Origin of the sequence: Pseudomonas flexibilis (genome assembly GCF_000802425.1) — a bacterium.
Classification (GTDB): domain Bacteria; phylum Pseudomonadota; class Gammaproteobacteria; order Pseudomonadales; family Pseudomonadaceae; genus Serpens; species Serpens flexibilis.
Genome location: NZ_JRUD01000007.1, coordinates 185,642 through 212,247 on the forward strand (window position 1 = coordinate 185,642; position 26,606 = coordinate 212,247).

Below are 26,606 nucleotides of genomic sequence, written 5' to 3' on the forward strand. Positions count from 1 at the left end.
CCCCCATGTTCTTCGAATACCTGCAGCACCTGATCTATGGCTACTACCCCTACCTGGCCGGCACCGTGTTCCTGGTCGGCAGCCTGCTGCGCTTCGATCACGGGCAGTACACCTGGAAGGCGCATTCCAGCCAGATCCTCTCGAAAAAGAACATGCGCCTGGCCAGCAATCTGTTCCACGTCGGCATGCTGGTCATCTTCTTCGGCCACCTGTTCGGCATGCTCACGCCGCACTGGATGTACGAACCCTTCCTCAGTGCCGGCCACAAGCAACTCCTGGCCATCATCATCGGCGGCATCGCCGGGGCCATGGTGGTGATTGGCGGCGCCATGCTGCTGTACCGGCGCTTCTTCAACCCCAGGGTCAAGGCCACCTCGGGCTTCATGGACAACCTGATTCTCGCGCTGATCGTGTTCCAGGCGGCCCTGGGCATGGTCACCATCATCTTCTCCCTCGGCCACCTGGAGGGCGACGTGATGCTGACCCTGGCGTCCTGGGCGCAGGCCATCGTGTTCTTCAATGGCAATGCGGCGAACTACCTGGAAGAGGTCTCCTGGATCTACAAGGTGCACATCTTCGTCGGCCTGACCATCATCTTCCTGTTTCCCTTCACCCGCCTGGTGCACATCTGGAGCATTCCGCTGGGCTATCTGGGGCGCAACTACCAGATCGTGCGCAAGCGCGGCTGACGGAGGCTGGCGATGGAACTGATCGACGTTCAGACGCTAGCGGACGTGCCTGCTCCGGTGATCCGCGTCGGCGCGGTGACCTTCGGCGAGGCGGACATCGCCCGGGAAACGCCGTTCCATCCGGCCGCCACGCTGGCCGAGGCTCAACTGCAGGCAGCGCGCGCGCTGGTGGTGCGCGAACTGCTGCGCCAGCGCGCCACAGCGCTGGGCCTGCCGTTGCAGGCTGCCGATGACGATCACACCCTGGCAGCCCTGCTGGAACGCGAGCTGCAGGTGCCCGAGCCGGACGAGGCCGCCTGCCGGCGTTTCTTCGAGCACAACCGCTCTCGCTTCGCCGAACCCCTGCGCCTGCGGGTGCGCCACATCCTGCTGGCGGCGGCGCCGGACGATGCCCGGGCCCGGGACGGGCAGTACCGCCTCGGCCAGAAACTGCTGCGGCAGTTGAACGAAGCGCCGGAACGCTTCACCGAACTGGCCTTGCGCCATTCGGTCTGTCCATCGAAGGCGGATGGCGGCGAACTCGGCTGGCTGGCGCCCGGCCAAACCGTGCCCGAGCTGGACCGCGCCCTGCGGCATTTGCCGCTCGGCCTGCACGAGCGACCGCTGGCCTCGCGCTACGGTTGGCACCTGATCGCCGTCGACGAACGCCAGGAAGAACGCCCACTGCCCTATGAACAGGTGGCCGAGCGGGTGCGCCACAACCTGCGCGAACAGGCCACGCGCCGAGCTCTGCGGCATTACCTGCTGGCCCTGGAGGAGGAGATCGGCGTCGAGGGCCTGAAACTGGACGCCGACGCCGAGGGTGCGCTGATGCGCTGAGCGCCGCCCGTGAGCCGGGCGGCGCGACCTGGATCAGGCGCGCTCGATGCGCGCCGGCAGGCCCTGGCGCACCGCCGCCCCGGAGACCCAGTCGATCCACACATTGCGGTCCGCACGCGTCGGGTCAGCGAAGCCCAGGTCGTTGAGGTTCACACCCGCACCCAGGGCCGGGTTGTGCGGCATCGGCAGGCCATCCACCTGATGGGCACGTGCGCCCAGCTCGGTGTGGCCGTAGCCATGCTCCACGGCGATAGTGCCGGGCATCAGCCCGTCGCGCACCAGCGCCACCCCTTCCCGCGCGCCACCCGGCGTCACCAGGCGCACCGTGTCGCCATGGCCAATACCCAGGCGTGCCGCATCGTCGCGGTGCAGGTACACAGGATTGTGCGGGTGCACCTGGCGCAGCCGGTCGGCACCGATTGAGTAGGCACTCATCAGGTGCGACTTGAAGGAGATCATCAGCATCGGCCACTGGTCTTCGCCATACAGCTCCCGCATCGGGCGGCCGTCGGCCATGCGTACCGGGTACCAAGTCGGGCAGCCGCTGTAGCGCTCGCCGGTCAGCGAGTGGCGCATGTTGGCCAGGTCCTCATACCAGACCTGCTGCGGCTTGGCGTAGCCCTGGCGCAACTGGCCCTTGTCGTTCCAGGCCTCCTCGATGCGCGCGAAGCGACCGCCCCGGCTCATCAGCAGCGCCACGCGACGCCATTCCTCGGGCTTGAGGTTACGCTGCAGATGCTCGGCGAAGCGTTGCACGCCGGTCAGCGACAGGTCGTCGTCGCTGGCTTCCGGCACCGCCTGGCCGCCCGCGTAGGCGATGTTGGCGAAGCCGCGCAGGTAGAAGTCGGCGGCGCTGTTCAGGTCGTAGCGGTTGCCTTCGGCGTCGCGGATCGCCCCGGTGCCAAAGCCCGGCATGCCGAGGCGCTTAGCGGTGGCGATCAGGAAACTCTCCAGGCTGATCGGCTCGCCCTCGGCCGTCTTCGCCACCCGCGGCTCGACCACCGGCCAGCGCACACTGGACGCCTTGGCCACCACGCCGTTCCAGGGCGCCGAGACGCCCCAGCTCTCGTAGGTGAGGGTGTCCGGCACGATGTAGTCGGCCAGCGCGCTGGTTTCGTTGATGAACGGGTTGACCGCGATGCTCAGCGGAATCAACTTCGGGTCCCGCAGGCGCTCCTCGATGACATGCCGCCAGCCGGCGATGCCGTACACCTGGTTGCCCATGTGGTTGATCCACACCTTGGCGCGGTACGGGTAGCCGTCCAGGGCGGCCGCGATCATCTCCGAACTCAGCCCGCCGACCGCCGGATACCAGGGCGCGCTGGCCGGATACGGCGACTGGCCCGCTTCCTTCTTGCGGCGGTATTCGCTGCTCTTCTCGTAGGGGAAGCGGTGGCGCGACAGCGCCACGCCCTTGGGGTCCACCTTGCCGGCGAAGCCGCCGATGTTGTAACGCGGCCCCGGGCCGAACGGCGGGAACTGGCCGGCGTCGACCACCAGGCCGCCCTTGACGTTGAGGTTGCCGATCAGGGTGTTGAGCATGCCGACGGCATAGGCGGTGTAGAAACCGGCGCCGCTCATGGTGCCGCCGTGGGAGTTGGCCACCGCCTGCTTGCCGTAGCGCGTGAAGCGTTCGGCCAGCGCGGTGATCTTCTCCACCGACACGCCGGATTCGCGGGCGTACTCCTCCAGCCCCATGCGTCGCGCTTCGGCGCGCAAGCGGCTCAGCGCGCTGCTGACCCGCACCGGCTGGCCATCCAGGGTCACCATGCGCTCCACGAACAGCTCGGCCGGTTCGGCCTGGGTGTGCGCAGCCAGCTCGCCGTCGGCGCGCTGCACCACATAGGCTTCGGCATCGCTCCAGCCCAGGTCGGCACCCCGCAGGAAGGTGCCGAAGCGCGGGTGTTCGGGCTCGTCCACCAACAGGTGGGTGGCGTTGCTCCAGGACGCTTCGCCCGCCGCCTGCATAGCCGCCGGCCCGGGCTGGGCCAGCATGCCGGCGTCGTAGCGGCGGTTGTCGAGGATCCAGCGAATCATGCCCATCACCAGCGCCAGGTCGCCGGCCGGCTTGACCGCCAGCCACTCGCTGCCGTCGCTGAGCACGTTGGAGGTGGCCGGCAGGGTCGGCGAGACCACCACGTACTCGAACACCGGCTTGTCGGTGCGGGTGCGCGCCTCGGCCAGCTGCCGGCCCTGACGCTGGAACGGGTTGCCGGCCTGGGCCGGCGCGGTGCCGATGAACAGGCCGAAGCGAGCGTTGTCCCAGTCCGGCTTGCCGTGGGGCATGCCCGGCAGGTCGCCGAGCGCGGCGGCGGTGCCCACGCGATGCGTCTGACCGCAGTAGGAACCGTGGTTGGAGAAGTTCACGCTGCCGAAGGATTGCTGGGTAAAGCGGCGCACGAACGGCGTGCGGCCTTCGTTGCCGGCATCGGTGAACAGCAGCTGGTTGGTCAGCGGGCCGTATTCCGGGTTGGCCGGGTCGATCAGGGTCTCCCGGTCGAAGATGGCGCGCAGCCCGTCCACATGGCCTTCGCCGAACAGGTCGCCACCCTCGCAGATTTCCTCGACCAGTTGCTCGAAGGAAATCGTCTGCCACTTGCCCTCGCCGCGCTTGCCAACGCGCTTGAGCGGCTGCAGGACGCGGTAGGGGCTGGTGAGTTGCTCGAACATCGCCGCGCCGCGGCCGCAGGCGGTAGCGCGGCCTTCAATGCCGGCATCGCCGCCCAGCGCGCTGTACACATCGCGCACCGGCGTGCGCATGTCCGCCGGCTGGGTGGTGGCCAACGGGTGGTAGGGGTTGCCGGCCACGCGCAGGATGCGGTTGGCCTCGTTGTCCACCCGCACGCGGATGCCGCACTGGGTCCAGCAACCCAGGCACACCGACGGGCTGACCGTCTGGCCGGGCTGAGTGGACAGCGCACCGCTCAGCGGATCGATGCGAAATTCCGGGGTCAGCGAATTGCCGCGCACGGCGTCGGCGGTCGGCGTGCCGGCGGTGCCGTGCACCAACCCGGTCACCGCCCGGCCGACGGTTTCGCTGTAGCCGGCGGCAAACACCGCCAGGCCGCCCGCTACGGCGGCGCCCTGGGCCATCAGCTTGCGCCGGCCGGCATCTTCGAGCGTGTCCTGTTGCTTGGTCTTGTCGGTCATGTCATCGACTCCTGATCAGTGACCGGCCCGGGCCGGGTTGAAAGACGGAAAACGTTCCAGCACGAACACCACGGCGACCAGCAGTGCCAGGCACAGCCCGAACATGCCGAGGATGCCCAGCAACCCGTCGCCGCCCAGCGGCATGCTGTACAGGTAAAGGCCCGCACCGTACTTGGGTACGCCCTGCACGCTCATGAACACCACCCAGCGGAACACCCACGCCGAGCCGAGCATGACCAGCGCCACCAGCAGCGAGTAACCCGCGCCGCCCAGGCGAGCCGCGGGCCGGGCCAGCATGACCAGCATCAGCACACCACTCAGCACCGCGCCGAGCAGGCTCAGGCGCCACACCGGGAAATCCTCGAACAGGCGCAGCGCCGCCGGGAACGAGGGATCCAGCCCCAGGCTGCCGGTAGCCACCCAGACCAGCACGCCGAGCACCACCAGCACCAGCGCGCTGATGCCCAGACGACGCAGCAGCTCCATCGGCATGGCACCCAGACCACCCGGCAGCCAGCGGCCGACCAGCAGCATGGCGCCCAGAGCGGCCAGCCAGCCGGTGACGGCGAAGTTCCACGGCAGCAGCAGCGTGTTCCACAGCGGCCGGGCGCGCACCACCATCACCTCGGCGCCGGTGTACACCAGGATGCTCACCGCCAGCAGCGCCATGGCCAGGCCGGTCAGGCGCAGCAGGCGCTCGCGGCGCAGCCACCAGAGCAGGCAGAAACCCAGGGCCAGCATGACGAACAGCGGCAGCAGGTAGGCTCCGATGGACATCCACGACCAGGGTGTGAAATGCGCGTAGAAGTGCCAGAAGCGCCCCGGCTGGTGCAGGTCGGCCAGCAGCGAGACCGGCGCGGCGATGGCGGTGACCAGCAGCACCACCACGGCTGCCGGCAGCAGGCGCGCCGACAGCGAGCCGGGCTTGCCGAAGGCCAGGGCCGCTGCAGTGAGCGCCGTGGTGGCGGCGATGCCGATGAAGAAGAAGTACTGCACCGCCCAGGGCAACCAGGCGGCTTCGTAGTCAGGAGTCAGAAGCTCGACGATCTGCATGGCGACTTCCTCAGTGCTTGGCGATCAGACGGATACCCGCCTGGCCGTCCACTTCGTTGACGAAGGCCTCGGGTAGGCCGATGTAGTACACGTGCGGGTCGGTGTTCATGCCCGGCTTGAGAACGCGGATCTCGTCCTTGTGGGCATCCATACGGCGGGAAATCTCGCTCTGCGGATCGTTCAGATCGCCGATCACTCGCGCGCCGCCCACACAGCTTTCCACGCAGGCCGGCAGCAGCCCGGCCTCCAGGCGGTGCTCGCAGAAGGTGCACTTGTCGGCGGTCTGCGTCTCGTGGTTGATGAAGCGAGCGTCGTACGGGCAGGCCTGCACGCAGTAGCCGCAGCCCACGCAGCGTTCGTTGTCGACCAGCACGATGCCGTCGGTGCGCTGGAAGGTGGCCTGCACCGGGCAGACCGGTACGCACGGCGGCTCGTCGCAGTGGTTGCACAGGCGCGGCAGGTTGATCAGCGCCGAGGGCGCGTCCGGGGTCTCGGTGACCTCGTACTGCAGCACCGTGGTGCGGAACTGGCCGATCGGCGGCAGGTTCTCCACCGAACAGCTCACCGTGCAGGCCTGGCAGCCGATGCATTTGCGCAGGTCGACCAGCATGCCGTAACGCTTGCCCTCGATGCCCGGACGCCGGGGCGGCTGGTCGCCGATCCCGGCCTGGGCGGCGCCGGCCAGGGGCAGCAGCGTGGCGGCGGCACTCAGGCCCAGCAGGTCCTTGAGCAGGCCGCGCCGGCCGGTCGAAGGCGTTTCATCAGATTTGCTCATGGCGTTTCCTCGCAGGCACTACTCAAAGCATTCCGGGCCACGCCAGGCGTGGTCCCGCGTGTTCATGGGCGTTTGGGCACAGTCGACTGATCCGGGGCGATCCGTTGCAGCGCGTGCGCGAGACTTGCGCGTGACAGCTCACCCAAGTGACTGCCCCGCTGCTGCCCCTCAGCGTCGTAGAACAGGGTGGTGGGCAGCATCCCCGAGCCGACCTGGGCGCCCAGTCGACTGCCGCTGTCCAGCAGCACGTTGTCCAGCCACAGGCCCTGGCTGGTCAGGTAGTCGCGCACCGTGCGCGCGCCCTCGCCCTGGTTGACGAACAGAAAGGTCACGCCGGGCTCTCGCTGCTGGGCCTCGGCAAGCACCGGCATCTCGCGCCGGCAGGGTGGACACCAGGTCGCCCACAGGTTGATGACCAATGGCCGGCCGCGGTAGTCGGCAAGCTGCACCGGACGTCCGTTCAGGTCGACCAGCGCCTGAACCGGCAAGCGGCTGGAACGCTCCAGGGCCTGGAGAATCAGGTGGCCGCTGCTCCAGAACAGCACGCCCGCCAGCAGGCCCAGGCCCAGCGGCCGGCGCAGCCGGGCATCCCGCCAGGTCTGCCAGAGACCCAGGGCCAGGCCGGCCAGCAGGCCGGGAACGGCCAGGAAGCCGCCGTCGCGCAGGTCCAGCACGCTCCAGGGGGACTCGCGATACAGGTCGAAATACCGCACGACGAAGGACACCCGAGCGACCAGCAGGCCGACCAGCAGCAGGCGAAACAACTGCGGTTCGGGGTTGCAGGCGGATCGCCGGCCGCTCCACCAGCCCACCAGCAGGGCCAGGATGAAGCTGACGATCAGCAGGAACTGAGACATGCCCAGGGCCAGAGGGCCCGCATTCACACTCAACATCGGTTCACTCTCGCGAATTCGGATCAGCGGGCATCCTGTCCCTGGCCACGAGTCTGTGGCAGGGGGATTAAGGCGAGATTAAAGCCCTTGCCACTGTGTGGATTTAGTCCTGGGACCGGATGACGCACCCGGACGGCAGTGCGGAGGGAACCGGAGCGCAGCCGCGGGCCAGCTGCGCCCGATCGCTTCAGGGCGCCGGGTTGGGCTGCTCGGCATGCAGCTGTTCGATGGCCAGCAGCACGGTATCGCTCAGGGTGAGTTCCAGGCTGGCCAGGTTGCTGTCCAGCTGCTCCAGGGTGGTAGCGCCGATGATGTTGCTGGTCAGGAACGGGCGGCTGCTCACGTAGGCCAGTGCCATCTGCGCCGGATCGAGGCCGTGTTCGCGCGCCAGGGCGACATAGGCGCTGGCGGCCCGCCGCGCCTGCGGATTGTTGTAGCGCTGGAAGCGCGCGTAGAGCGTCAACCGCGCCTTCGGCGGCTGCGCGCCGTTCTCGTACTTGCCCGACAGCAGTCCGAACGCCAGCGGCGAATAGGCCAACAGGCCGACCTGTTCGCGGATGGCCATTTCCGCCAGGCCGATCTCGAAGCTGCGGTTGAGCAGGTTGTACGGGTTCTGGATCGACACGATACGCGGCCAGCCGCGGGTTTCGGCCAGGTGCAGAAACCGGTGCACCCCCCATGGCGTCTCGTTGGACAGGCCGATATGGCGAATCTTGCCGCTTCTCACCAGTTCATCGAGCACTTCGAGGCTGTCCTCGATGGGCGTGATGTGCGCATCTGGATCGTGCCGGTAGCCCAGCTGGCCGAAGAAGTTGGTCTGCCGATCCGGCCAGTGCAACTGGTAGAGATCGATGTAATCGGTCTGCAGGCGCCGCAGGCTGTCCTCGACGGCACGGGTCAGGTTGGCGCGATCGAAGTGGTTGGTGCCGCCGCGGATGTGGGCCATGCCATTGCCGGGCGCGGCGGCCTTGCTGGCGATGATCCAGTCGCCCCGCCCGCCGTGCCGGCGCAGGTAATGGCCAATGATGGTCTCGGTGGCGCCATAGGTCGCGGCACTGGGCGGCACCGGGTACATCTCGGCGGTGTCGATGAGATTGATGCCCGCCGCCTGGGCGCGGCGGATCTGTTCGAATGCCTCGGCTTCGCTGTTCTGCTCGCCCCAGGTCATGGTGCCCAGTGCCAGGCTGCTGACCTGCAGCGACGTCTTGCCGAGTGGACGGTAGTGCATCCGAGTCTCCTCCGGTAGATGGGGATCAGAGCCTATCGTCATATCGGCCGGCAGGACACCGTTCAGCGCTCTTCACGAGCCGGTGCCTGGCCGTTGTCGAGATCGCCCAGGTCGGGATCGACGCCGACATCGTCCTCTTCACGTTCGTTGTCCGGCACCTGCTCGATGCCGGGCTCGCGGCGCGGCACTTGCTGTTCGGGCGTGCCGGGAAAGTCGATCTGATTGTCGCCAGGATCGCGCTGGGCCAGAACTCCGGATCGTCTCATCGTGCACCTCCCCTCAAAGGACCTGTGCAGGGTTCGAGGACGCGGTGCGACATTCGATTCCCCGAGCCGCCCTGCGGTCATCCGCAAGGCGGCAGGTACGCTCAGGCCGTTGCAGCCTTCTTCAGCACCACATGCATCTGGTCCTTCAGGCGCAGCTTCTCCTTCTTGAGGTTCTCGATCTCGGCCGGGGTGCCCGGTTCGATGTGCGCTTCCATGTTCTTGATGCGCTGGTCCAGTTCGTTGTGCTCGTCGAAGAGCCGGGAGAAGTGCGCATCGTCATTCTTCAGGCGGCTGATCAGGTCACGGTATTCGGGAAACATCGGTACGCTCCTTGTGGGCTCGTGTTGTGGGCCTTCGCAAAAAATCCTACGGGCGAAAACCCGGTGTCGGATAGGCGACCAAGCGCCTATCCGCCGTTCCATTGACATCGATCATGCCGCAAAGGCCCGTGCTTCCCGTCCGGCGCACCTTGCCGCACGGATGGCGGCTCGCGTACTGTATAAAAAAACAGTCTCTCCGCACACTATGCCTCCCGAGCTGTATTACCTGAGCAACTTCCACAAGGGCCTGGACTGGCTGGTCGAGCGCTCTGCCGACCTGCTGGACGACGCCGAGCGCGCCTTCATCGAGCGCTTCAGCGGCCTTGCCCAAGCCTCGCAGGCTCTGCTGGTGCGCATGATCATGCGCAAGGGGCCGCATTTTCGCGCCAGCAAGCTCACCTACCCGGAAATCGGCTGCCCCCGGGAGGCCGCCGCACCGTTGCTTGACAGCGGCTGGCTGGACACCCGCGCCGGGCTGAGCCTGGCCGAGCTGTTCGAACAGTTGCGCAAGGACGAACTGGCCCGCCACCTGCCCGCCGCACGCCCCCATGGGCGCCTGAAGAAGAACGAACTGCTCGATCTGCTGGCCGCGCAGCATCCCGCGCCCCGCCCCTTCACCGAGTGGTGCCCGGCGCTGGACGACCCGCTGTACAGCCTGACCGTCGGTGCGCTGTGCGAACGGCTGCGCCTGATGTTCTTCGGCAACCTGCGCCAGGACTGGTCCGAGTTCGTGCTTGCGGATCTGGGCATCTTTCGCTACGAACGCGTGGAGATCGGTCCCGAATCGCGCGGATTCCGCCATCGCGAGGACCTGGACACCTACCTGGCCATCCAGTGCTGCCGGGACGATTGGGAAGCCGGCCAGCCACTCCAGGAGGTGCTGGCGGCCCTGCGCGGCCTGGACTGCCAGAACCCCTACCTGGCCCGCCGGCGCGACAAGGTGTTGTTCCGGATCGCCCAGCAGCTGGAACGCGACGCCGAGCTGGAACACGCCCTCGAGCTGTATGGCGAATGCCGCTATCCCGACGCCCGCAAGCGCCGCGTGCGCGTACTGGAACGCTTGAACCGCCCGACGGAGGCGCATGCTCTGGCGCTGGAAGCGCAGCGCAATCCGGAGAACCAGGCCGAGCTGCAACTGATCGAACGCGCCCTGGCGCGCCTGGACCGCCAGCTCGGTCTGGGCAAGCGAGTGCGCCCCGTCGAAACACCGGTCGCCCGCCTGGATCTGACCCTGCCCGCCCGCGGGGAGTGCGTCGAGCTGGCCGTGGCCCGGCACCTCTCAACGGCGGATGCGCCGGTGCATTACGTGGAGAACAGCCTGGTCTGCAGCCTGTTCGGCCTGCTGTGCTGGGAGGCGATCTTCGCGCCCATGCCGGGCGCGTTCTTCCACCCCTTCCACAGCGGACCAACCGATCTGTACAGCGCGGACTTCCGCAGCCGGCGCGCCGAGGTGTTCGCGCGCTGCCTGCAGCGTCTGGACGACGGCGCGTACCGGTCGCATCTGCGCCAGGTGTACGCCGCCAAGCAGGGTATCCAGTCGCCATTCGTGCACTGGGGCGCGCTGGACGAAACCCTGCTGGACCTGGCGCTGCGCTGTATTCCTGCCGCGCACATCAAAGCCTGGTGCCTGCGCCTGCTTGACGATCTGCGCGCCAACCGCGCCGGCATGCCGGACCTGATCCAGTTCTGGCCGGCCGAGGGTCGCTACCGAATGATCGAGGTGAAAGGCCCGGGCGATCGTCTGCAGGACAACCAGCGCCGCTGGCTGGCCTTCTGCGCCGAGCAGGGCATGCCGGTGGAAGTCTGCTACGTGCAATGGGCAACCGCGTGAGCTACCGGGTCGCGGTGCGCGCGCTGTGCGAGTTCGCCGCCAAGGTTGGCGACCTGGACCTGCGTTTCACCCCCTCGCCCACCGCCCAGGAAGGCATCGCCGGACACCAGGCGGTGGTGGCGCAGCGCGGCGCCGAGTACCTGGCCGAGTACCGCCTGAGCGGCGAGTACCGCATGCTGACCGTGAGCGGCCGCGCTGACGGCTACGACCCGGCGCAGAACCTGCTGGAGGAGATCAAGACCCATCGCGGCGCGGTGGAGCGCATCCCCGACAACCATCGCCAGCTGCATTGGGCGCAGGCGAGAGTCTACGGCTGGCTGCTGTGCCGGGAGCGCGAACTGGAAACCATCGAGCTGGCGGTGGTGTATTACAACGTGCTGAGCAAGAAGGAGACGGTGCTCCGGGAGACCTTCCCGGCCGACGCACTACGCAGCTTCTTCGAAACCCTGTGCGAGCGTTTCATCACCTGGGCCGAGCAGGAGGTCGCGCACCGCCGCGCCCGCGACAGCGGGCTGGAGCAGCTGCGTTTCCCCCATCCAGCCTTTCGCACTGGGCAGCGCGAACTGGCCGAGGCGGTGTATCGCGCCGCCCGTGACGGTCGCTGCCTGATGGCGCAGGCCACCACCGGCATCGGCAAGACCCTGGGCACGATCTTCCCGCAGCTGAAGGCCTTTCCCGGGCAGCAGCTGGACCGGCTGTTCTTCCTCACCGCCAAGACCACCGGCCGGCACCTGGCGCTGGAAGCCCTGACCACGTTGCGCGAACAGCCGGCTGCCCAGCCGTTGCGTGTGCTGGAACTGACCGCCCGCGACAAGGCCTGCGAACATCGCGACAAGGCCTGCCACGGGGAGTCCTGCCCCCTGGCCAGGGGGTTCTACGATCGGCTGCCGACCGCACGCCAGGCGGCCGCCGAGCGCGGCTGGCTTGATCAGGACAGCCTGCGCGAGATCGCCCTGGACCACCAGATCTGCCCCTACTACCTTGCCCAGGAAATGGCCCGCTGGGCCGACGTGGTGGTCGGCGACTACAACTACTTCTTCGATCTCAGCGCACTGCTCTACAGCCTGACGGTACTCAACGACTGGCGCGTGACGCTGCTGGTGGACGAGGCCCACAACCTGATCGAGCGCGGGCGTGCCATGTACAGCGCCGAGCTGGACCAGCGCGCCTTCCGCGCCCTTCGGCGCAGCGCCCCGGCGGGTCTGAAATCGGCACTGGAGCGCGTCAACCGCCACTGGAACCAGCTGCACCGCGACCAGGAAGTGCCCTATCAGGTGTATCCCGCCGCGCCTGACCTGTTTCTGCTCGCCCTGCAGAAGGCGGTCAGCGCCATCACCGATCACCTGACCGACCAGCCCACCGGCAACGACGCCGAGCTGCTGCGCTTCTACCTGGATGCCCTGGTGTTCTGCCAACTGGGTGAGGCCTTCGGCGAGCATTCGCTGTTCGACATCACCCGCGAGGAAGACAGCGCGCGTCAGTCCACCTCGGTACTGTGCCTGCGCAATGTGGTGCCGGCGTATTTCCTGGCCGAACGCTTTCGCGCCGCCCACAGCTGCACACTGTTTTCGGCCACCCTCGGCCCGGCCAGCTTCTACGCCGACCTGCTGGGCCTGCCCGAGGAGACGCCCTGGCTGAACGTGGCCTCGCCATTTCGCGCCGAGCAGTTGCAGGTGCGGGTCACCCGCGATCTGTCCACCCGCTACCAACACCGCGCCGAATCGCTGCAGCCGATCAGCGATTTGCTGGCCCGCCAATTTGCCGAGCGGCCCGGCAACTACCTGGCGTTCTTCAGCAGCTACGCCTATCTGCAGCAGGTGCTCGATCAGTTCCAGGCTGGGCATCCCGACGTGCCGGTGTGGGTGCAGTCGCGGCAGATGGACAAAGCCGAGCGGCAACGCTTTCTCGAGCAGTTCCGCCTCGGCGGACGCGGCATCGGTTTCGCGGTGCTGGGCGGCGTGTTCGGCGAAGGCATCGACCTGCCCGGCGACCGGCTGATCGGCGCCTTCATCGCCACCCTCGGCCTGCCGCAGATCAATCCGGTCAACGAGCAGATGAAGCAGCGCATGCAGGCGATGTTCGGCCGCGGCTACGACTACACCTACCTGTATCCGGGTTTGCAGAAAGTGGTGCAGGCGGCGGGCCGGGTGATACGCACTCCGGAGGACAGCGGCACGCTCCATCTGCTGGATGATCGTTTCGCCCTGCCCGAGGTGCGCCGCCTGTTGCCGGTCTGGTGGGACGTGCAGGGGATGCGACTCAAGGTGCCACAGGCAGGCCCGTTGTGACGAAGGGCCGCCGGGCCGCTGGTGCCCGGCCAGCCGCTGAGGGATCATAGGCGCCCTGCCGCAACCCGACCTGGCTGTTCATCATGTGCTTGTTCAGCGCCGCCAATGCCCCCGCCCGCTCTCTCCGGGAATCCTTGCCAACTGCGCCCAGCGGCGCCAGGCAGGCCTGACGATGGCCGGTTGCCTGGTCTACCTGATCGGTCCCTCCGGCTCCGGCAAGGACAGCCTGCTGCGTGCTGCCGCCGAGCCGCTGGCGGCCATGGGTGCGTGCATCGCCACCCGCCTGATCACCCGGCCCAGCGGCAGCATCGGCGAGGAACAGGCCATCGGCCTGGACCCACAGGAATTCCGCGCACGCCGTGAGCGGGGCGAGTTCGCCCTGCACTGGCAGGCCAATCAGCTGGAGTACGCGATTTCTCGCGAGATCGATGCCTGGCTGGATGCCGGGCGTACCGTGGTGGTCAATGGTTCACGCGGGCATCTCGGCGAGGCGCGACGCGCCTATCCGACCTTGCTGCCGATCCTGCTGCACGTGGAAGAGACGATCCTGCGCCAGCGGCTGCACAACCGCGGCCGGGAAACCCCGCAGCAGATCGAGGCGCGTCTGCAGCGCAGTCGACAGATGAGCCAGGAACTCGCCGGCGAGTCCGGCCTGCGCATCCTCGACAATTCCGGCCCGCTGGAAGACAGCGTGCGGCGCATGCTGACGCTGATCGCCGAACACTGCGACCGCTCCGCCCCGGGACTTGATTCCGGTCAAGGCTGACCGGCGCCGTGCGGCGGAGGATGAGCCGGCGCAGCGAGGTGTTGACCATGGCCAAGAAATTTCCGCTACAGCCCGCCCATCCCGAGCGCATCTGCTGGGGATGCGACCGCTATTGCCCGGCCGAATCCCTGGCCTGCGGCAATGGCGCCGACCGCACCCAGCACCCCAGCGAAGTGTGGGGCGACGACTGGCACGCCTTTGGTGGCTGGAAGGTGGAAGGCGACACGGCAGTGGCCGTCGAGCCGGAAGCCCTGATCCACCGCAGCTGACAGGTTTCCCCCCGCCATCCGCAGGGGGAAACCCACATCGTTACAGCAGTTCCGCGCGCAGCTGCTCGGGGGTCTTGATGGACAGCAGGCCGGGCGCCACATCGAAGGCCGTCTTGGCGCCGATCTGGCCCTGCTGGCTCAGGCGATATCCGGCGCGGGCATAGGCCACCAGCACGCTGGCGGTGAATTCGGGGTTGCTGTCCAGTTGCAGGGAATACTCGATCACCTGGTTGTGCGTCTCGCTGGTACTGCCGCTGCGGATCACGAAACCGCCATGGGGCATGCGGTCATGCTCGCGGCGCAAGGTCTCCTCGCTGATGAAATGCACGCGGGTGTCATAGTCGGCGAAGTAGTTGGGCATGCTGACGATGGCCTGCTCCACCGCCACGGCATCGGCGCCCTCGGCCAGCACCACATGGCATTCGCGGGTGTGCTTCTGGCGGGTGCTCAGCTCGGGGCGCGCACCGCTGCGCACCTGTTCGATCGCCTCGGGCGAGGGAATCGTGTACTGCACGCCGGCCTTGACGCCGGGCACGCGTCGAATGGCGTCCGAATGCCCCTGGCTCAGCCCCTTGCCCCAGAAGGTGTAGGTGGCGCCGTCGGGCAGCAGGGCTTCGCCGTACAGGCGGTTGATGGAGAACAGGCCCGGGTCCCAGCCGATGGAGATCAGCGCGGTCTTGCCGGCGGCCCGCGCCGGGGCGTCCACCGACTCGAAATACTCGGGAATCCGCGCGTGGGTGTCGAAACTGTCGACGATATTGAACAGGGCCGCCATCTCCGGACCCTGCTGCGGCAGGTCGTCCTTGGAGCCGCCGCAGAGGATCAGCACGTCGATGGCGTCCTTGAAGTCCGGCAGTGCGGCGATGGGATGCACTGGCGTGTTCGCGAACAGCGGCGTCAGCGACTCGGGTGCGCGCCGGGTGAAAATACCCACCAGCGTCATGTCCGGATTCTTCGCGATGGCGGCTTCCACGCCGCGTCCCAGGTTGCCGTAGCCGGCGATGCCGATGCGAATCTGCTTGCCCATAAACACCTTGCTGAAAAATGACCCATTTTGGGGCATGACTGCCCAGCGGCGCACGATACACCATTTCGCCGCGCTTTCTCCCGCGAGCCGGGATTGGCGGCCGCGGGCGCCTGGGATAGGATCGGCTCGTCGTCAAATATTTGATACAAGGCCGACCAGAATGATGAACAGTCACCCCGAGTCGTACTACGCAGCGTCGGCCAACCCGGCCCCGCTGCGTCCGCCGCTAGTGGAATGCATCGACACCGACGTTTGCGTGATCGGCGCTGGCTATACCGGGCTGTCCACGGCGCTGTTCCTCGCCGAGCAGGGTTTCCGGGTCGTGGTGCTGGAGGCCGTGCAGGTCGGGTTCGGCGCCTCGGGTCGCAACGGGGGCCAGATCGTCAACAGTTACAGCCGTGACATCGATGTGGTGGAGCAGCATGTCGCTGCAGACCAGGCTCGCCTGATCGGCGAGATGGCCTTCGAGGGCGGACGCATCATTCGCGAGCGGGTCGAGCGCTACGGCATCGCCTGCGACCTGAAGTCGGGTGGCGTATTCGCCGCCTTCACTCCCCGGCAGTTGCGCAATCTGGAAGAACAGAAGCGCTTGTGGGAACGCTTCGGCTACCACCACCTGGAGATGCTGGACAATCGCGGCATCCGCGAGGTGGTGGCCAGCACCCGCTACCTCGGCGGCATGCTGGATCGCCAGGGCGGTCACCTGCACCCGCTGAACCTGGCGCTGGGCGAAGCGGCGGCCTTCGAGTCCCTGGGCGGTGTCATCCATGAGCACAGCCCGGCGGTGCGGATCGAACGAGGCGCCCGGCCGGTGGTGCACACCCCCCAGGGCCAGGTCCGGGCGAACTTCCTGGTCGTGGCCGGCAACGCCTATCTGGGCGGGCTGCTCCCGGAACTGGCGGCCAAGTCGATGCCCTGCGGCACCCAGGTGATCGCCACCGAACCCCTGCCGGAGGAGCTCGCATGCAGCCTGCTGCCGCAGGACTACTGCGTCGAGGACTGCAACTACCTGCTGGATTATTACCGCCTCTCCGCCGACCGACGCCTGATCTATGGCGGTGGCGTGGTCTACGGCGCCCGGGACCCGGCGAACATCGAAGCGATCATCCGGCCCAAGATGCTCAAGACCTTCCCGCAACTGGCGAAGGTGAAAATCGAATACGCCTGGACCGGCAACTTCCTGCTGACCCTGTCTCGCCTGCCGCAGGTCGGCCGGATCGGCGACAACATCTACTACTCCCAGGGCTGCAGCGGCCACGGCGTCACCTACACCCATGTGGCCGGCAAAGTCCTGGCGGAGGCGCTGCGCGGGCAGGCCGAGCGCTTCGACGCCTTCGCCAGCCTCCCCCATTACCCGTTCCCGGGTGGGCGTCTGTTCCAGGCGCAGTTCAGCGCATTGGGCGCCTGGTACTACAGCTTGCGGGATCGTTTGGGGGTATGAAGACCGGCGCAGAGCCGGTCTTCGATGGGCACACAGCCATCGGGGGCGGGATTCACGGCAGGGCCAGTCCGGGCCTACGGAGCAGCGGACCCGCACGATGCCGGCAATGCCACGCAGCGGCCCGCTTGTGCCGCAACCGCCAGTGGCGCGCGAAACCGCCGATCCTCGGGCGCCAATGCCGCAGCGCACTGCCGCGCCAGACGGGCCTGGTCGTTACAGCCCTGGGCAGCCAGCACTTCCGAGAGGTTGAACCAGCCGGCAGCAAATCCCGGTGAGCGCAGCACACTGCGCCGCAGGGCATCGGCCGCCCCCGGTTGATCCCCGCGGGCGTGGAGGCGATTGCCCAGCGCGAACCAGGGCAGCGCTTCCGCCGGCCAGCGCTGCGTCGCCGCCTGATAGGCGCGTTCACTGGCAGCCGGCTGGCCGGTCTCCTCCAGGTCGCTGGCGGCCCGCAACCAGGTCAGCGGTGTTGCCGTGGCCGGCAACTGGCCAGGGTCCGTCACCACCACCGCCCAGCGCTCACCGCGCTGCCAGGTGCGCATGAAGGTGGCGAAATCGACTTCCAGCCGGTGGGTCACCCCCGAGCGCAGCACCAGTATCTCCCGCGTGCGGTCGTAGCCGACCACCACGGCGAAATGCCAGGTCGGCCGCCAGTTGAATGCCAGATTCTGCAGCACCAGCACGGGATTGCCAGCCGCCACCTCGGCCAGGATGCTGTCCAGGCGGGTATCCAGCGGGTAGACCAGTTGCCCGGCCTGGCGTGCGGCGGCCACCAGCTCCACCTGCAGGCTGCCCTGCCGCCCGGGCAGAAACACCCGGTCCCTGAGCGCGTCCGGGCTGCTCTGGACACCGCCATGCACCAGCACCGTGGCCAGTGCGGCCGGGCCGCACTGGTATGCGTCCTGCGCAAAGAACGGAACCTGGGTCAGCTCTACGCGTGCCGGGAGCTGCGCGGTTTGCGGCTGCAACACCGGGGAGCGCGCGCAGGCGCCTAGCGTCGCCAGCACCAGTACGAGGCCGAGACGGATCAGCGTATGCACCGGATGAAGCTGAAGATGTCGGTGGCACAGAGCATGTCGGTGATGATGAAGATCACCAGGAACAGCACGATGATGCCGACCACACTACCGCCGGCGGGCGCCTGTTCCAGTTGCTGGTTGAACTGCGCCAGCTCGGCGGCCGTCAGGCTGTTGATGCGCTGCTCCACCTGATCGGGCGCCACACCCAGCGCGGCCAGCTTCTCCTTCACGCCCTGATCTTCGAGCATGTCCAGCAGTTGCTGGCGGTCGACCTGCAGCTGCTGTTCGGCGATGACTTCCGAGGTGCCAACCATGGCCTGGGCGGCCGGCATCTGAACCACCACCAGCAGATGGAAGGCCGCCAGGACGGCGGCCAGATGACGCATGAACCGTTGGGCGATCATGTTCGCTGACTCCTTGAGGGCGGGAACCCCTGGTAGACCATGGAGCCCCGGCGCCGTTCGGCCTGTACTCCAGGCGAGGCGCCGAAGCCTCTCAGGATGTGCGCAACCTCGCAATAACCCAGGCGGTCACCTGGCGAGCCAGTTCATCGCTGGCCCGGCCCAGCGCCGCCACCGCTGCCTCGACGGAGCGGCCATCCGCCGCCACTTCGCCCTGGAACTTCTGGCTTGCCAGCACCAGGCGCTTGCCGCCTCCCAGCAGCGTCGCCTGCATACGCACCACAGCCACTGGCTGGTCTTGGCGGTATTCGATCTGGAATGCCTGCAGCTCGCCCGCCAGCTCGAACCCCGCCAGCGCCCTCATCTGGTCACTCACCACCGCATCAAACGCCTCGCTGGCGCGCAGCTGCTCCATCAACCGGTCACGCAGCAGAATCGGCGCATGATTGCTCCAGCGCACCCCTGGGTAGGCACTGAGCCGCTCCGGTTCGGGTGCCACCAGGATGCGCGTGCCGTCGATCAGGGGCGAGGCCTGTGGCCGGCTGACGCGCAGCGTGTCCTTCAGGGGCGCCGCGGGGACCGGGACGTCCGTGTGGGTCAGGTGCGGCAACTGGTAGACCCGCAGCTCCTCGCTTTCGGGGAGGATGGAGCAGCTGGCCAGCAGGCTGAAGAGCACGGGCAGGAGCATCTTCATGGGCGAAATTCCTCCAGGGTGTCGCGTTGCAGCAGGTAACCGGCGGGGTTCTGCTCCAGCCGGCGGCTGAAGGTACGCAGCGAATCCAGCGATTCGCCCAGGTCCTGCAGCATGGGCCCGAGTCCAGCCAGCCCCTGCATGCCGCTTTCCAGCGAATCGCGGTTGTCGACCAGCAGGTTTTCCACCTCGCGGCTGCTGCGCTGCAGGGAGTTCATGGTCGCGAGGGCCTGGCGCAGAATCTGCCGGCCTTCCTGGTCGAGCAGGCCGTCGAGACTGCGCAGTACCCCGCTCGCGTGGTTCAACGAGGCATTCAGGCGGGTCATGGCCTGGTCGAGTCCCCCGCTCTGGTCGGCCAGGTTGCCGGTCGCCTGCTCGATGTTGACGACGATCTGGCCGAAGCGGGTGATGTTGGCCTCGGAGAACATCCGGTTGGCCTGGTCCAGCAGCCGGGTGATGCTGGTGATCAGATCCTCGCCGCCGGACATCAGCTTGGCGATCGGCGAGGGGTCGGCGACGATAACCGCCGGCTGGTCGGGGCGAGTGCGCAACGGCGGGCTTTCGGGCGTGCCGCCCAGCAGCTGGATGATCGCCGTGCCGGTGACGCCGGTAATCGACAGGCGCGCGCGGGTGTCCTGCTTGATCGGCGAGCCGGCCGCCACGCGAATGCGCGCCCGCACCTTGCGCGGGTCATCCGGGTCGAGCCACAGAGCCACCACATCGCCAATGCGGATGCCGTTGTATTCCACAGCGCTGCCCTTGGACAGCCCGGTCACGGTCTCCTCGAACACCACCTCATACTCGCCGAACGAGCGATCCGACTGGCTCTTGGCCAGCCAAAGTGCGAACAGCAGGCCGCCGATCACCAGCAGGACGGTGAACAGACCGATCAGGACATGATGCGCTCGGGTTTCCATCAGCGACTCCCTGCCGCCTGCCGGGCGGCCTGAGCGGCCGCGCGCCCGCGCGGCCCGTGAAAGTAATCCTGGATCCAGGGGTCATCGGTGGCGGCCACCACGTCCAGGCGACCCGCCACCAACACCTTGCGATTGGCCAGCACGGCCACCCGGTCGCAGATCGCATACAGCGTGTCCAGATCGTGGGTGACCAGGAACACACTCAGCCCCAGCGCATCACGCAGCGTGGCGATCAGCGTATCGAAGGCGGCCGCGCCCACCGGATCGAGACCCGCAGTGGGCTCGTCCAGAAAAAGGATCTCCGGGTCCAGGGCCAGTGCCCGGGCCAGCGCGGCGCGCTTGACCATGCCGCCGGAGAGTTCGGCCGGATACTTGTCCGCGGCGTTCAGCGGCAGCCCGGCCAGAGTCAGCTTGAGCCGCGCCAGGCGCTCCGCCTCGGGACGCTTCAGCCCGCTGTGCTCGATCAACGGCAGGGCGGTGTTTTCCAGCACCGTCAGCGAGGTGAACAGCGCGCCGCGCTGGTATAGCACGCCCAGGCGCCGCTCCAGGCGGGAACGCGCCTCTGGCGATTGCCGTTCCAGCTGTTCGCCCAGTACGCGGATGTCGCCGGCATTGGGCCGGCGCAAGCCGACGATGCTGCGTAGCAACACCGACTTGCCGGTTCCCGAACCGCCTACCACACCCAGCACCTCGCCACGGTACAGGTCCAGATCCAGGTCCTCGTGCACCGTCTGGCTGCCGAAGCGGTTGACCAAGCCGCGCACCTCGATAACCGTAGCCCGCATCACCAGCCCATCTCCATGAGAAACAGCGCCGCCAGGGCATCCACCAGGATGACCATGAAGATCGACTGCACCACGCTGGAGGTGGTGTGTTCGCCCACCGACTGGGCGCTGCCGCTCACCCGGAAGCCCTCCAGGCAGCCGATCACCGCGATGAGGAAGGCGAAGATCGGCGCCTTGGCCATACCCACCAGGAAATGCCGCACGTCTACACCGTTCTGGATGATGCTCAGGTACAGGCTGGGCGGGATGTCCAGCGACAGCATGCACACGACGGCGCCACCCAGCATGCCGCTGAGCATGGCGATGAAGGTCAGTAACGGCAGCGCGATCAGCAGGGCGAACACCCGGGGCAACACCAGCAACTCCAGCGGGTCCAGTCCGAGTGTGCGGATGGCGTCCAGCTCCTCGTTGGCCTTCATGGAGCCGATCTGCGCGGTGAACGCACTGGCTGTGCGTCCGGCCAGCAGGATGGCGGTCAGCAGCACGCCGAATTCGCGCAGAAAGGAATAGGCCACCAGGTCGACGGTGTACTGGGTGGCACCGAAGTCGGCCAGCACGGTGGCGCCCAGGAAGGCAACCACGGCTCCAACCATGAAGGTCAGCAGGGCGACGATGGGCACCGCATCCAGGCCGGACTGTTCCAGGTGCGCGACCAGCGATGTCATGCGCCAGCGGCGCGGCCGCAACAGCACGCTGGCCATGGTGGTCAGCACCAGGCCGATGAAGCCGAGCAGGCCGACCGCATGCCGCCACAGCGCTTCCACCGCCCGGCCTATCTGCTCGAGCAGCTCCAGCAGCGTCGAGCGCCTCGGCGGCACCTCGCCAGGCGCCGCGCCCTGCAGGGCGCGGGCCACAGTGCGCAATAACGCCCGTCGCTCCTCGGACAAGCCCTCGGCACGGTCCGCCAGCTCCAGCAGGCGATCAGCGCCGAACAGTTCGGCGAGCAGCGCGGCGCCGGCAGTATCCAGCCCTTGCAGTTCACTCATGTCGACCTGGCGCGCGCGGGTCGAAGCCTCCTTCCAGCGCGCCAACCCCGGCTGCAGCCGCGCATAGTGCGCGAGCGTCCAGGCACCGCCCAGTCGCAACGAGGCGGTGTCTTCGTCGTAGCGGATATCGGCGCGCGGGATCATGTGGCCAGCTTAGCAACTGCTGGCTGGCCTGCCGGCGGACCTGTCGCGCCAGGCACAACGGCGCTGATCAGGCCGCCACCCCTGAATCCCAGGGGCTTTGATACAGATCAAAGAGCCCCCCTGCCCCCCCACCTAGACTCAGCGCCACTCAAGAACTCGCTGGGACGTCCGATGCTCGACGCCATTCGCTGGGATCCCGAACTGATTCGCCGCTACGACCAGGCTGGCCCGCGCTATCCGTCGTACCCCACGGCGTCGCAGTTTCATTCCGGCATTGGCTCGTTCGACCTGCTGCATGCCTTGCGCACCAGCCGCCGGGAAAACCGCCCGCTCTCGCTGTACCTGCACATCCCCTTTTGTGCCAACGCCTGCTACTACTGCCCGCGCACCAAGGTGGTCACCAAGGACCGCAGCTGTTCGCAACCCTATCTGAAGCACCTGGAGCGGGAAATCGCGCTGCTTGGCTGCCACCTCGGCGCGAACCAGCAGGTGGAGCAGCTGCACATCGGCGGCGGCACACCCACCTTCCTCAACCACACCGAGCTACGCCAGCTGATGAAGACCCTGCGCGGGCACTTTCATCTGCTGGAGGACGACTCCTCCGGTGACTACAGCATCGAGATCGACCCCCGCGAGGCGGACTGGTCGACCATGGGCCTGTTGCGCGAGCTGGGCTTCAACCGGGTCAGCCTCGGCGTGCAGGCCCTGGACCCGGACGTGCAGCGGGCCGTCAACCGCCTGCAGACCCTGGAGCAGACCCGGACCATCGTCGACGCCGCCCGCACCCTGCAGTACCGCTCGATCAACATCGACCTGATCTATGGCCTGCCCAGGCAGAACACCGCACGCTTCTCCAGCACGGTGAATGCCATCCTCGACATGCAGCCCGAGCGCATCTCGCTGTACAACTACGCTCACCGTCCGGATCGTTTCCCCGGACAGCGGCGTATCCAGACACAGGACCTGCCCAGCCCGGACGAGAAGCTGGAGATGCTGCACAACGCCATCGAGCAACTGACAGCCGCAGGCTATCGTTACGTCGGCCTGGATCATTTCGCCCTGCCCGACGACGAGCTGGCCATGGCGCAGGAGGACGGCTTCCTGCAACGCAATTTCCAGGGCTACACGACCCATGGCCACTGCGATGTGATCGGCCTGGGGGTGTCCGCCATCAGCCAGGTGGGTTCGCTGTACTGCCAGAACGACAGCGATCTGGCCGGCTATCAGCACAGCCTGGCCAACGACCAGTTGGCCACCGTGCGCGGCCTGCACTGCAACGCCGACGACCTGCTGCGCCGCGACATCATCCAGCGGCTGATCTGCCATTTCGAACTGGACTTCGCCAGCCTCGAGCAAGCCCACGACATCCGCATGCCGGAGTACTTCGCGGACATCTGGCCGCGACTGCAGGCCATGCACCAGGACGGCCTGCTGGCGCTTGAACCGCAGGGCATCCAGATCCTGCCGGCCGGACGGCTGCTGGTGCGCTCGGTGTGCATGCTGTTCGACCGCTATCTGGAGCCGACACTGGCCTGCGGCCATTAGTCACAAACTGCTCCTCAACCCCCGAACCAGAGCGCTGCACCGCCAGCGGTCGAATTCGGTCGGGTGCGTTTTCCGGCTGGTCCTGCCGGTTTTCCTGGGGTAACCTTGCGGCCATCGTGAATCCCCCCTTCTCTCAGGAAGAGCCATGTCCGAGACCAACAAGCTTCGTGCGCCCCATCAGGCGCATTGCAAGGATTGCAGTCTGGCTCCGTTGTGCCTGCCCCTTTCCCTCAACATGGAAGACCTCCATGCGCTGGACGAGATCGTCAAGCGCGGACGTCCGTTGAAGAAGGGTGAGTTCCTGTTCCGCCAGGGCGATGCCTTCGGCTCGGTATTCGCGGTGCGTTCCGGCAGCCTGAAGACCTTCAGCGTGACCGACCTGGGCCAGGAGCAGATCACCGGCTTCCACCTGCCCAGCGAACTGGTCGGCCTTTCCGGAATGGACACCGAGCTCTACCCGGTGTCGGCACAGGCGCTGGAAACCACCTCGGTGTGCGAGATTCCCTTCGAGCGACTCGATGAGTTGTCCGTGCAGCTGCCGCAGCTGCGTCGCCAGCTGATGCGGGTCATGAGCCGGGAGATTCGCGACGATCAGCAGATGATGTTGCTGCTTTCCAAGAAGACCGCCGACGAACGTATCGCTACCTTCCTGGTCAACCTGTCCGCCCGTTTTCGCGCCCGCGGCTATTCGGCCAACCAGTTCCGCCTCGCCATGTCGCGCAACGAGATCGGCAATCATCTGGGGTTGGCCGTGGAGACGGTGTCGCGCGTGTTCACGCGTTTCCAGCAGAACGAAATGATTGATGCCGAGGGCAAGGAAGTGATCATCCTCAAGCCCATCGAACTCTGTGCCCTGGCCGGTGGCAGCCTGGAACTCTGATTCCGGCGCCCTCCTCATCGCTAGGCCGTGCGCGATATACTTCGCGCACCGTTCACCTGGACACGACCCGATGATTTTCGACGAATTCGCCCTCAAATCCCTGATCCGCCCGGTGCCCGATTTCCCCAAGCCCGGCGTGGTCTTTCGCGACATCACCCCGCTGTTCCAGTCGCCGCGCGCACTGCGCATGATGGTTGACAGTTTCATCCAGCGGTACGTGGAGAACGAATTCACCCATATCGGCGCCCTGGATGCGCGCGGTTTCCTGCTCGGCCCCATCCTCGCCTACGAGCTGAACAAGCCGCTGATCCTGTTCCGCAAGAAGGGCAAGCTGCCCTGCGACCTTCTGGAAGAAACCTACCAGACCGAATACGGCGATGCCGTCATCGAAGTACAGGCCGACAGCCTGTGCGAGGGCGACTCCGTGGTGCTGATCGATGACCTGATCGCCACCGGTGGCACCCTGCTGGCCGCCGCCAACCTGACCCGCCGCATGGGTGCGCGCGTGCACGAGGCGGCCGCGATCGTCGACCTGCCCGAGCTGGGCGGTTCGCGCCGCCTGCAGGACATCGGCATCCCCGTGTTCACGCTGACCGCCTTCGCCCTCGACGATCGCTGATCGCCGTTCGCAGCCGCCAACCCTTGGTTGGCGGCGAATCCTCCGCATCCCGGCCTCAAATAGGTGACCCGGCCCCGAATGCATCGGCGCCCGGCCTGCCTATTTGCATTGCCGTACCGAGGATTCGCTCATGACTGCCCTACAGCCCCTTCGCATCACCCCGCACTTCCCGGTTCGCCGCATGGACTTCAGCTTTGGTCGCACGCCTCGCTACTGGTGGAGCGGCGATCCGTTCATGACCCATTTCATGAACAACCTGTCCTCGCTGTTTCCGTATGGCGAGAAATTTTTCGTCGACAGCGTGCGCGCGGTGCGCGACCAGGTGCGCGACCGCCAGCTACAAAAGGACATCAGCGCCTTCATCGGCCAGGAGGCGATGCACTCCAAGGAACACGCGGCGTACAACGAGTACGCCGCCGAGCACGGCATCGACCTGCACCGGCTGGAGCTGCGCATCAAGGTCCTGATGAAGTGGGTGACCCGCCTGACCTCGAAGAAGATGCAGGTGGCCGTGACCTGCGCCCTGGAGCACTTCACCGCCAGCATGGCCGAGCAGTTGCTGCGCCGCGAGGACATCAGCCTGCAGATGACCGACCCGCGTATGTACCGGCTGTGGCTGTGGCATGCCATCGAGGAGAACGAGCACAAGTCGGTGGCCTACGACGTCTACCAAGCCATCGGCGGCGGCTATCTGCTGCGCACCAGCGCCATGCTGGTCACCACAGTGCTCTTCCTCGGCGTGATCGCCTGGTTCCAGCTGCACCTGATGCGCAAGGACGGCCAGCTGTTCAACTGGAAGACCTGGAAATACGGCCTGAAGACCCTGTTCAGCCTGCGTCACGGCTACGTGCCGGGCCTGCTGCGCCCCTACCTGGACTATTTTCGTCCCGGGTTCCACCCCAGCCAGCACCAGACCCGCGAACTGGAGAAGCGCTGGAAGCAAGCGCTGGCCTTCGCCGGTTGAATGTCAGGGGCCGGGGCTTCCCGGCCCTTCAGCCGCGCGGATGCCCTGGCGCAACGCCAGGGCACCCGCCAGCAGGGTGATGATCAGCTCCTCGGCCTCGCCGCGCACGGTAGCCTGACGCTCGGGCTGTTCCAGGTAATCCTGGGCCAACACGAACAGGTGTCGGGTGATGGTCGAGGCCATGCGCAGCAGGGTTTCCTCATCGACACCGGGCACCAGCCCGAACTCCGCAATGTCCTCGGCCATGTCCTGGGCAAAATCGGCCATCAGCTCGCGCAAGGCCTTGCGCAACATTGGCGAAGCGCCGTGCAGCTCGCGCATACCGACGATGAAGCCATCCGGGTTCTGCTCTACGAAATCGAAGAACAGCTGCACGGTTTCCCGGCACACTTGCCGTCCTCGGGTGAGATCAGCCCCCAGCAGCTGCTCGCCACGCGCCTGCTGCAAGGTGCGCTGGGCCGCCTCGCGCCGCAGCTCGCGCAACGGCCTGCGCAGCTGTGTGCCGATCTGCGTGATCAGCACCAGCCCCAGCTCCTCGATGCTGCCGAAATGGCGATAGAACGTGTTGGGGTTCAGACCCGCCTCGCGCGCCAGCTCCCGCAGGCCGAGACTGCTCAGGCTATGGGTCCTGGCCATCAGGCGCAGTGCTGCATCCAGCAGCAGCCGCTTACCCTGGGCCAGCGGGGTTTCCATCAGCGTCATGTCGTGTCCTTGTCAGCCAATCCACCCAACGGAGGTTAGGGCGAGAACCGGGTAGACAAATGTCTACCGCCCGATAGAGTTTCCCATGAACCGTTGCCGATGCCCCCCTACCCATCGCATGGCAATGGCTCACGCCGG

At 67.0% G+C, this 26,606-nt stretch carries 26 protein-coding genes; 11 read left to right on the forward strand and 15 right to left on the reverse strand.

Features of this window, described 5'->3' with window-relative positions:
• The first annotated feature begins 5 nt into the window (after nt 1–5).
• The gene (gene narI / locus SF06_RS05995; protein WP_027591210.1) at nt 6–689 is read left to right on the forward strand and encodes a respiratory nitrate reductase subunit gamma; all 684 of its coding nucleotides are present in this window, start codon (nt 6–8) and stop codon (nt 687–689) included.
• 12 nt (nt 690–701) lie between these two features.
• A complete protein-coding gene (locus SF06_RS06000) occupies nt 702–1,508 on the forward strand; it encodes a peptidylprolyl isomerase (protein ID WP_039560303.1) in 807 nt (268 codons plus the stop codon).
• A gap of 33 nt (nt 1,509–1,541) precedes the next feature.
• Here SF06_RS06000 and SF06_RS06005 read toward each other — a convergent pair whose 3' ends face one another.
• From SF06_RS06005 to SF06_RS06035, 7 genes are all read right to left on the reverse strand, one after another.
• Nucleotides 1,542–4,658 carry a tetrathionate reductase subunit A gene (locus tag SF06_RS06005; RefSeq protein WP_039560304.1) on the reverse strand — a complete coding sequence of 1,039 codons (3,117 nt, stop codon included), beginning with the start codon at nt 4,656–4,658 and terminating at the stop codon, nt 1,542–1,544.
• A gap of 15 nt (nt 4,659–4,673) precedes the next feature.
• Entirely contained in the window at nt 4,674–5,711 is a 1,038-nt protein-coding gene (gene nrfD / locus SF06_RS06010) for an NrfD/PsrC family molybdoenzyme membrane anchor subunit (protein WP_027591908.1), read from the reverse strand.
• Between the two features lie 10 nt (nt 5,712–5,721).
• Nucleotides 5,722–6,486, reverse strand: a complete 765-nt coding sequence (gene dsrO / locus SF06_RS06015; protein WP_039560305.1) for a sulfate reduction electron transfer complex DsrMKJOP subunit DsrO — start codon at nt 6,484–6,486, stop codon at nt 5,722–5,724.
• 62 nt (nt 6,487–6,548) lie between these two features.
• Nucleotides 6,549–7,379, reverse strand: coding sequence for a TlpA family protein disulfide reductase (locus tag SF06_RS06020; RefSeq protein ID WP_039560306.1), 831 nt, complete (start codon nt 7,377–7,379; stop codon nt 6,549–6,551).
• Nucleotides 7,380–7,566: 187 nt separating this feature from the next.
• Nucleotides 7,567–8,607, reverse strand: a complete 1,041-nt coding sequence (locus SF06_RS06025) for an NADP(H)-dependent aldo-keto reductase (protein ID WP_039560307.1) — start codon at nt 8,605–8,607, stop codon at nt 7,567–7,569.
• A gap of 62 nt (nt 8,608–8,669) precedes the next feature.
• Entirely contained in the window at nt 8,670–8,873 is a 204-nt protein-coding gene (locus SF06_RS06030; RefSeq protein WP_027589952.1) for a hypothetical protein, read from the reverse strand.
• A gap of 101 nt (nt 8,874–8,974) precedes the next feature.
• A complete protein-coding gene (locus SF06_RS06035; RefSeq protein WP_027589951.1) occupies nt 8,975–9,193 on the reverse strand; it encodes an HP1242/YdcH family protein in 219 nt (72 codons plus the stop codon).
• A gap of 205 nt (nt 9,194–9,398) precedes the next feature.
• Between SF06_RS06035 and SF06_RS06040 the strand changes: the two genes are divergently transcribed.
• The 4 genes from SF06_RS06040 to SF06_RS06055 all read left to right on the forward strand — a co-directional run bounded on the left by SF06_RS06040 (nt 9,399) and on the right by SF06_RS06055 (nt 14,347).
• Nucleotides 9,399–11,024 (forward strand): VRR-NUC domain-containing protein, encoded by a 1,626-nt coding sequence (locus tag SF06_RS06040; RefSeq protein ID WP_039560308.1) that lies wholly within the window; start codon nt 9,399–9,401, stop codon nt 11,022–11,024.
• A complete protein-coding gene (locus SF06_RS06045; RefSeq protein WP_039560380.1) occupies nt 11,021–13,312 on the forward strand; it encodes an ATP-dependent DNA helicase in 2,292 nt (763 codons plus the stop codon). The genes SF06_RS06040 and SF06_RS06045 overlap by 4 nt, the downstream gene beginning before the upstream one ends.
• Before the next feature lie 172 nt (nt 13,313–13,484).
• Nucleotides 13,485–14,078 (forward strand): phosphonate metabolism protein/1,5-bisphosphokinase (PRPP-forming) PhnN, encoded by a 594-nt coding sequence (phnN, locus tag SF06_RS06050; protein WP_039560309.1) that lies wholly within the window; start codon nt 13,485–13,487, stop codon nt 14,076–14,078.
• Between the two features lie 47 nt (nt 14,079–14,125).
• A complete protein-coding gene (locus SF06_RS06055) occupies nt 14,126–14,347 on the forward strand; it encodes a DUF3079 domain-containing protein (protein ID WP_027589947.1) in 222 nt (73 codons plus the stop codon).
• A 40-nt stretch (nt 14,348–14,387) separates the two neighbouring features.
• On the opposite strand, the gene SF06_RS06060 is transcribed toward SF06_RS06055, so the two are convergent.
• Nucleotides 14,388–15,374: a diaminopimelate dehydrogenase gene (locus SF06_RS06060; RefSeq protein WP_039560310.1), complete on the reverse strand. Its 987-nt coding sequence runs from the start codon at nt 15,372–15,374 to the stop codon at nt 14,388–14,390.
• A gap of 160 nt (nt 15,375–15,534) precedes the next feature.
• Between SF06_RS06060 and SF06_RS06065 the strand changes: the two genes are divergently transcribed.
• Nucleotides 15,535–16,815, forward strand: a complete 1,281-nt coding sequence (locus SF06_RS06065) for an NAD(P)/FAD-dependent oxidoreductase (protein WP_039560311.1) — start codon at nt 15,535–15,537, stop codon at nt 16,813–16,815.
• A 74-nt stretch (nt 16,816–16,889) separates the two neighbouring features.
• On the opposite strand, the gene SF06_RS06070 is transcribed toward SF06_RS06065, so the two are convergent.
• The 6 genes from SF06_RS06070 to SF06_RS06095 form a co-directional block, all read right to left on the reverse strand.
• Complete coding sequence (locus SF06_RS06070; protein ID WP_052199729.1) at nt 16,890–17,855, reverse strand: PA2778 family cysteine peptidase; 966 nt, start codon at nt 17,853–17,855, stop codon at nt 16,890–16,892.
• A complete protein-coding gene (locus SF06_RS06075) occupies nt 17,843–18,238 on the reverse strand; it encodes a PA2779 family protein (protein WP_027589943.1) in 396 nt (131 codons plus the stop codon). The genes SF06_RS06070 and SF06_RS06075 overlap by 13 nt, the downstream gene beginning before the upstream one ends.
• 91 nt (nt 18,239–18,329) lie before the next feature.
• Nucleotides 18,330–18,929, reverse strand: coding sequence for an ABC-type transport auxiliary lipoprotein family protein (locus tag SF06_RS06080; RefSeq protein WP_039560312.1), 600 nt, complete (start codon nt 18,927–18,929; stop codon nt 18,330–18,332).
• Nucleotides 18,926–19,843, reverse strand: coding sequence for an MlaD family protein (locus SF06_RS06085; RefSeq protein WP_039560313.1), 918 nt, complete (start codon nt 19,841–19,843; stop codon nt 18,926–18,928). The genes SF06_RS06080 and SF06_RS06085 overlap by 4 nt, the downstream gene beginning before the upstream one ends.
• Nucleotides 19,843–20,628, reverse strand: coding sequence for an ABC transporter ATP-binding protein (locus SF06_RS06090; RefSeq protein ID WP_169745298.1), 786 nt, complete (start codon nt 20,626–20,628; stop codon nt 19,843–19,845). The genes SF06_RS06085 and SF06_RS06090 overlap by 1 nt, the downstream gene beginning before the upstream one ends.
• A complete protein-coding gene (locus tag SF06_RS06095) occupies nt 20,628–21,758 on the reverse strand; it encodes an MlaE family ABC transporter permease (protein WP_052199730.1) in 1,131 nt (376 codons plus the stop codon). Before SF06_RS06095 ends, SF06_RS06090 begins: the two co-directional genes overlap by 1 nt.
• A 171-nt stretch (nt 21,759–21,929) precedes the next feature.
• Here SF06_RS06095 and hemN point away from each other — a divergent pair, with 171 nt between their 5' ends.
• From hemN to SF06_RS06115, 4 genes are all read left to right on the forward strand, one after another.
• Complete coding sequence (gene hemN, locus SF06_RS06100; protein ID WP_039560315.1) at nt 21,930–23,303, forward strand: oxygen-independent coproporphyrinogen III oxidase; 1,374 nt, start codon at nt 21,930–21,932, stop codon at nt 23,301–23,303.
• Nucleotides 23,304–23,448: 145 nt separating this feature from the next.
• Nucleotides 23,449–24,183 carry a fumarate/nitrate reduction transcriptional regulator Fnr gene (gene fnr, locus SF06_RS06105; protein ID WP_027589937.1) on the forward strand — a complete coding sequence of 245 codons (735 nt, stop codon included), beginning with the start codon at nt 23,449–23,451 and terminating at the stop codon, nt 24,181–24,183.
• Nucleotides 24,184–24,253: 70 nt separating this feature from the next.
• The gene (locus tag SF06_RS06110; RefSeq protein WP_027589936.1) at nt 24,254–24,802 is read left to right on the forward strand and encodes an adenine phosphoribosyltransferase; all 549 of its coding nucleotides are present in this window, start codon (nt 24,254–24,256) and stop codon (nt 24,800–24,802) included.
• 130 nt (nt 24,803–24,932) lie between these two features.
• Nucleotides 24,933–25,766: a metal-dependent hydrolase gene (locus SF06_RS06115; RefSeq protein WP_039560316.1), complete on the forward strand. Its 834-nt coding sequence runs from the start codon at nt 24,933–24,935 to the stop codon at nt 25,764–25,766.
• A 3-nt stretch (nt 25,767–25,769) separates the two neighbouring features.
• Here the strand turns inward: SF06_RS06115 and SF06_RS06120 are convergent, their stop codons facing one another.
• Complete coding sequence (locus SF06_RS06120) at nt 25,770–26,468, reverse strand: TetR family transcriptional regulator (RefSeq protein WP_039560317.1); 699 nt, start codon at nt 26,466–26,468, stop codon at nt 25,770–25,772.
• Nucleotides 26,469–26,606 lie beyond the last annotated feature (138 nt).

Excerpts from the sequence above, each read along its gene's own strand:
- narI (WP_027591210.1), top strand. The coding sequence starts at position 6 with ATGTTCTTCGAATACCTGCAGCACCTGATCTATGGCTACTACCCCTAC.
- SF06_RS06000 (WP_039560303.1), top strand. The coding sequence starts at position 702 with ATGGAACTGATCGACGTTCAGACGCTAGCGGACGTGCCTGCTCCGGTG.
- SF06_RS06005 (WP_039560304.1), bottom strand. The coding sequence starts at position 4,658 with ATGACCGACAAGACCAAGCAACAGGACACGCTCGAAGATGCCGGCCGG.
- nrfD (WP_027591908.1), bottom strand. The coding sequence starts at position 5,711 with ATGCAGATCGTCGAGCTTCTGACTCCTGACTACGAAGCCGCCTGGTTG.
- dsrO (WP_039560305.1), bottom strand. The coding sequence starts at position 6,486 with ATGAGCAAATCTGATGAAACGCCTTCGACCGGCCGGCGCGGCCTGCTC.
- SF06_RS06020 (WP_039560306.1), bottom strand. The coding sequence starts at position 7,379 with ATGTTGAGTGTGAATGCGGGCCCTCTGGCCCTGGGCATGTCTCAGTTC.
- SF06_RS06025 (WP_039560307.1), bottom strand. The coding sequence starts at position 8,607 with ATGCACTACCGTCCACTCGGCAAGACGTCGCTGCAGGTCAGCAGCCTG.
- SF06_RS06030 (WP_027589952.1), bottom strand. The coding sequence starts at position 8,873 with ATGAGACGATCCGGAGTTCTGGCCCAGCGCGATCCTGGCGACAATCAG.
- SF06_RS06035 (WP_027589951.1), bottom strand. The coding sequence starts at position 9,193 with ATGTTTCCCGAATACCGTGACCTGATCAGCCGCCTGAAGAATGACGAT.
- SF06_RS06040 (WP_039560308.1), top strand. The coding sequence starts at position 9,399 with ATGCCTCCCGAGCTGTATTACCTGAGCAACTTCCACAAGGGCCTGGAC.
- phnN (WP_039560309.1), top strand. The coding sequence starts at position 13,485 with ATGGCCGGTTGCCTGGTCTACCTGATCGGTCCCTCCGGCTCCGGCAAG.
- SF06_RS06055 (WP_027589947.1), top strand. The coding sequence starts at position 14,126 with ATGGCCAAGAAATTTCCGCTACAGCCCGCCCATCCCGAGCGCATCTGC.
- SF06_RS06060 (WP_039560310.1), bottom strand. The coding sequence starts at position 15,374 with ATGGGCAAGCAGATTCGCATCGGCATCGCCGGCTACGGCAACCTGGGA.
- SF06_RS06065 (WP_039560311.1), top strand. The coding sequence starts at position 15,535 with ATGATGAACAGTCACCCCGAGTCGTACTACGCAGCGTCGGCCAACCCG.
- SF06_RS06075 (WP_027589943.1), bottom strand. The coding sequence starts at position 18,238 with ATGATCGCCCAACGGTTCATGCGTCATCTGGCCGCCGTCCTGGCGGCC.
- SF06_RS06080 (WP_039560312.1), bottom strand. The coding sequence starts at position 18,929 with ATGAAGATGCTCCTGCCCGTGCTCTTCAGCCTGCTGGCCAGCTGCTCC.
- SF06_RS06085 (WP_039560313.1), bottom strand. The coding sequence starts at position 19,843 with ATGGAAACCCGAGCGCATCATGTCCTGATCGGTCTGTTCACCGTCCTG.
- SF06_RS06090 (WP_169745298.1), bottom strand. The coding sequence starts at position 20,628 with ATGCGGGCTACGGTTATCGAGGTGCGCGGCTTGGTCAACCGCTTCGGC.
- SF06_RS06095 (WP_052199730.1), bottom strand. The coding sequence starts at position 21,758 with ATGATCCCGCGCGCCGATATCCGCTACGACGAAGACACCGCCTCGTTG.
- hemN (WP_039560315.1), top strand. The coding sequence starts at position 21,930 with ATGCTCGACGCCATTCGCTGGGATCCCGAACTGATTCGCCGCTACGAC.
- fnr (WP_027589937.1), top strand. The coding sequence starts at position 23,449 with ATGTCCGAGACCAACAAGCTTCGTGCGCCCCATCAGGCGCATTGCAAG.
- SF06_RS06110 (WP_027589936.1), top strand. The coding sequence starts at position 24,254 with ATGATTTTCGACGAATTCGCCCTCAAATCCCTGATCCGCCCGGTGCCC.
- SF06_RS06115 (WP_039560316.1), top strand. The coding sequence starts at position 24,933 with ATGACTGCCCTACAGCCCCTTCGCATCACCCCGCACTTCCCGGTTCGC.
- SF06_RS06120 (WP_039560317.1), bottom strand. The coding sequence starts at position 26,468 with ATGACGCTGATGGAAACCCCGCTGGCCCAGGGTAAGCGGCTGCTGCTG.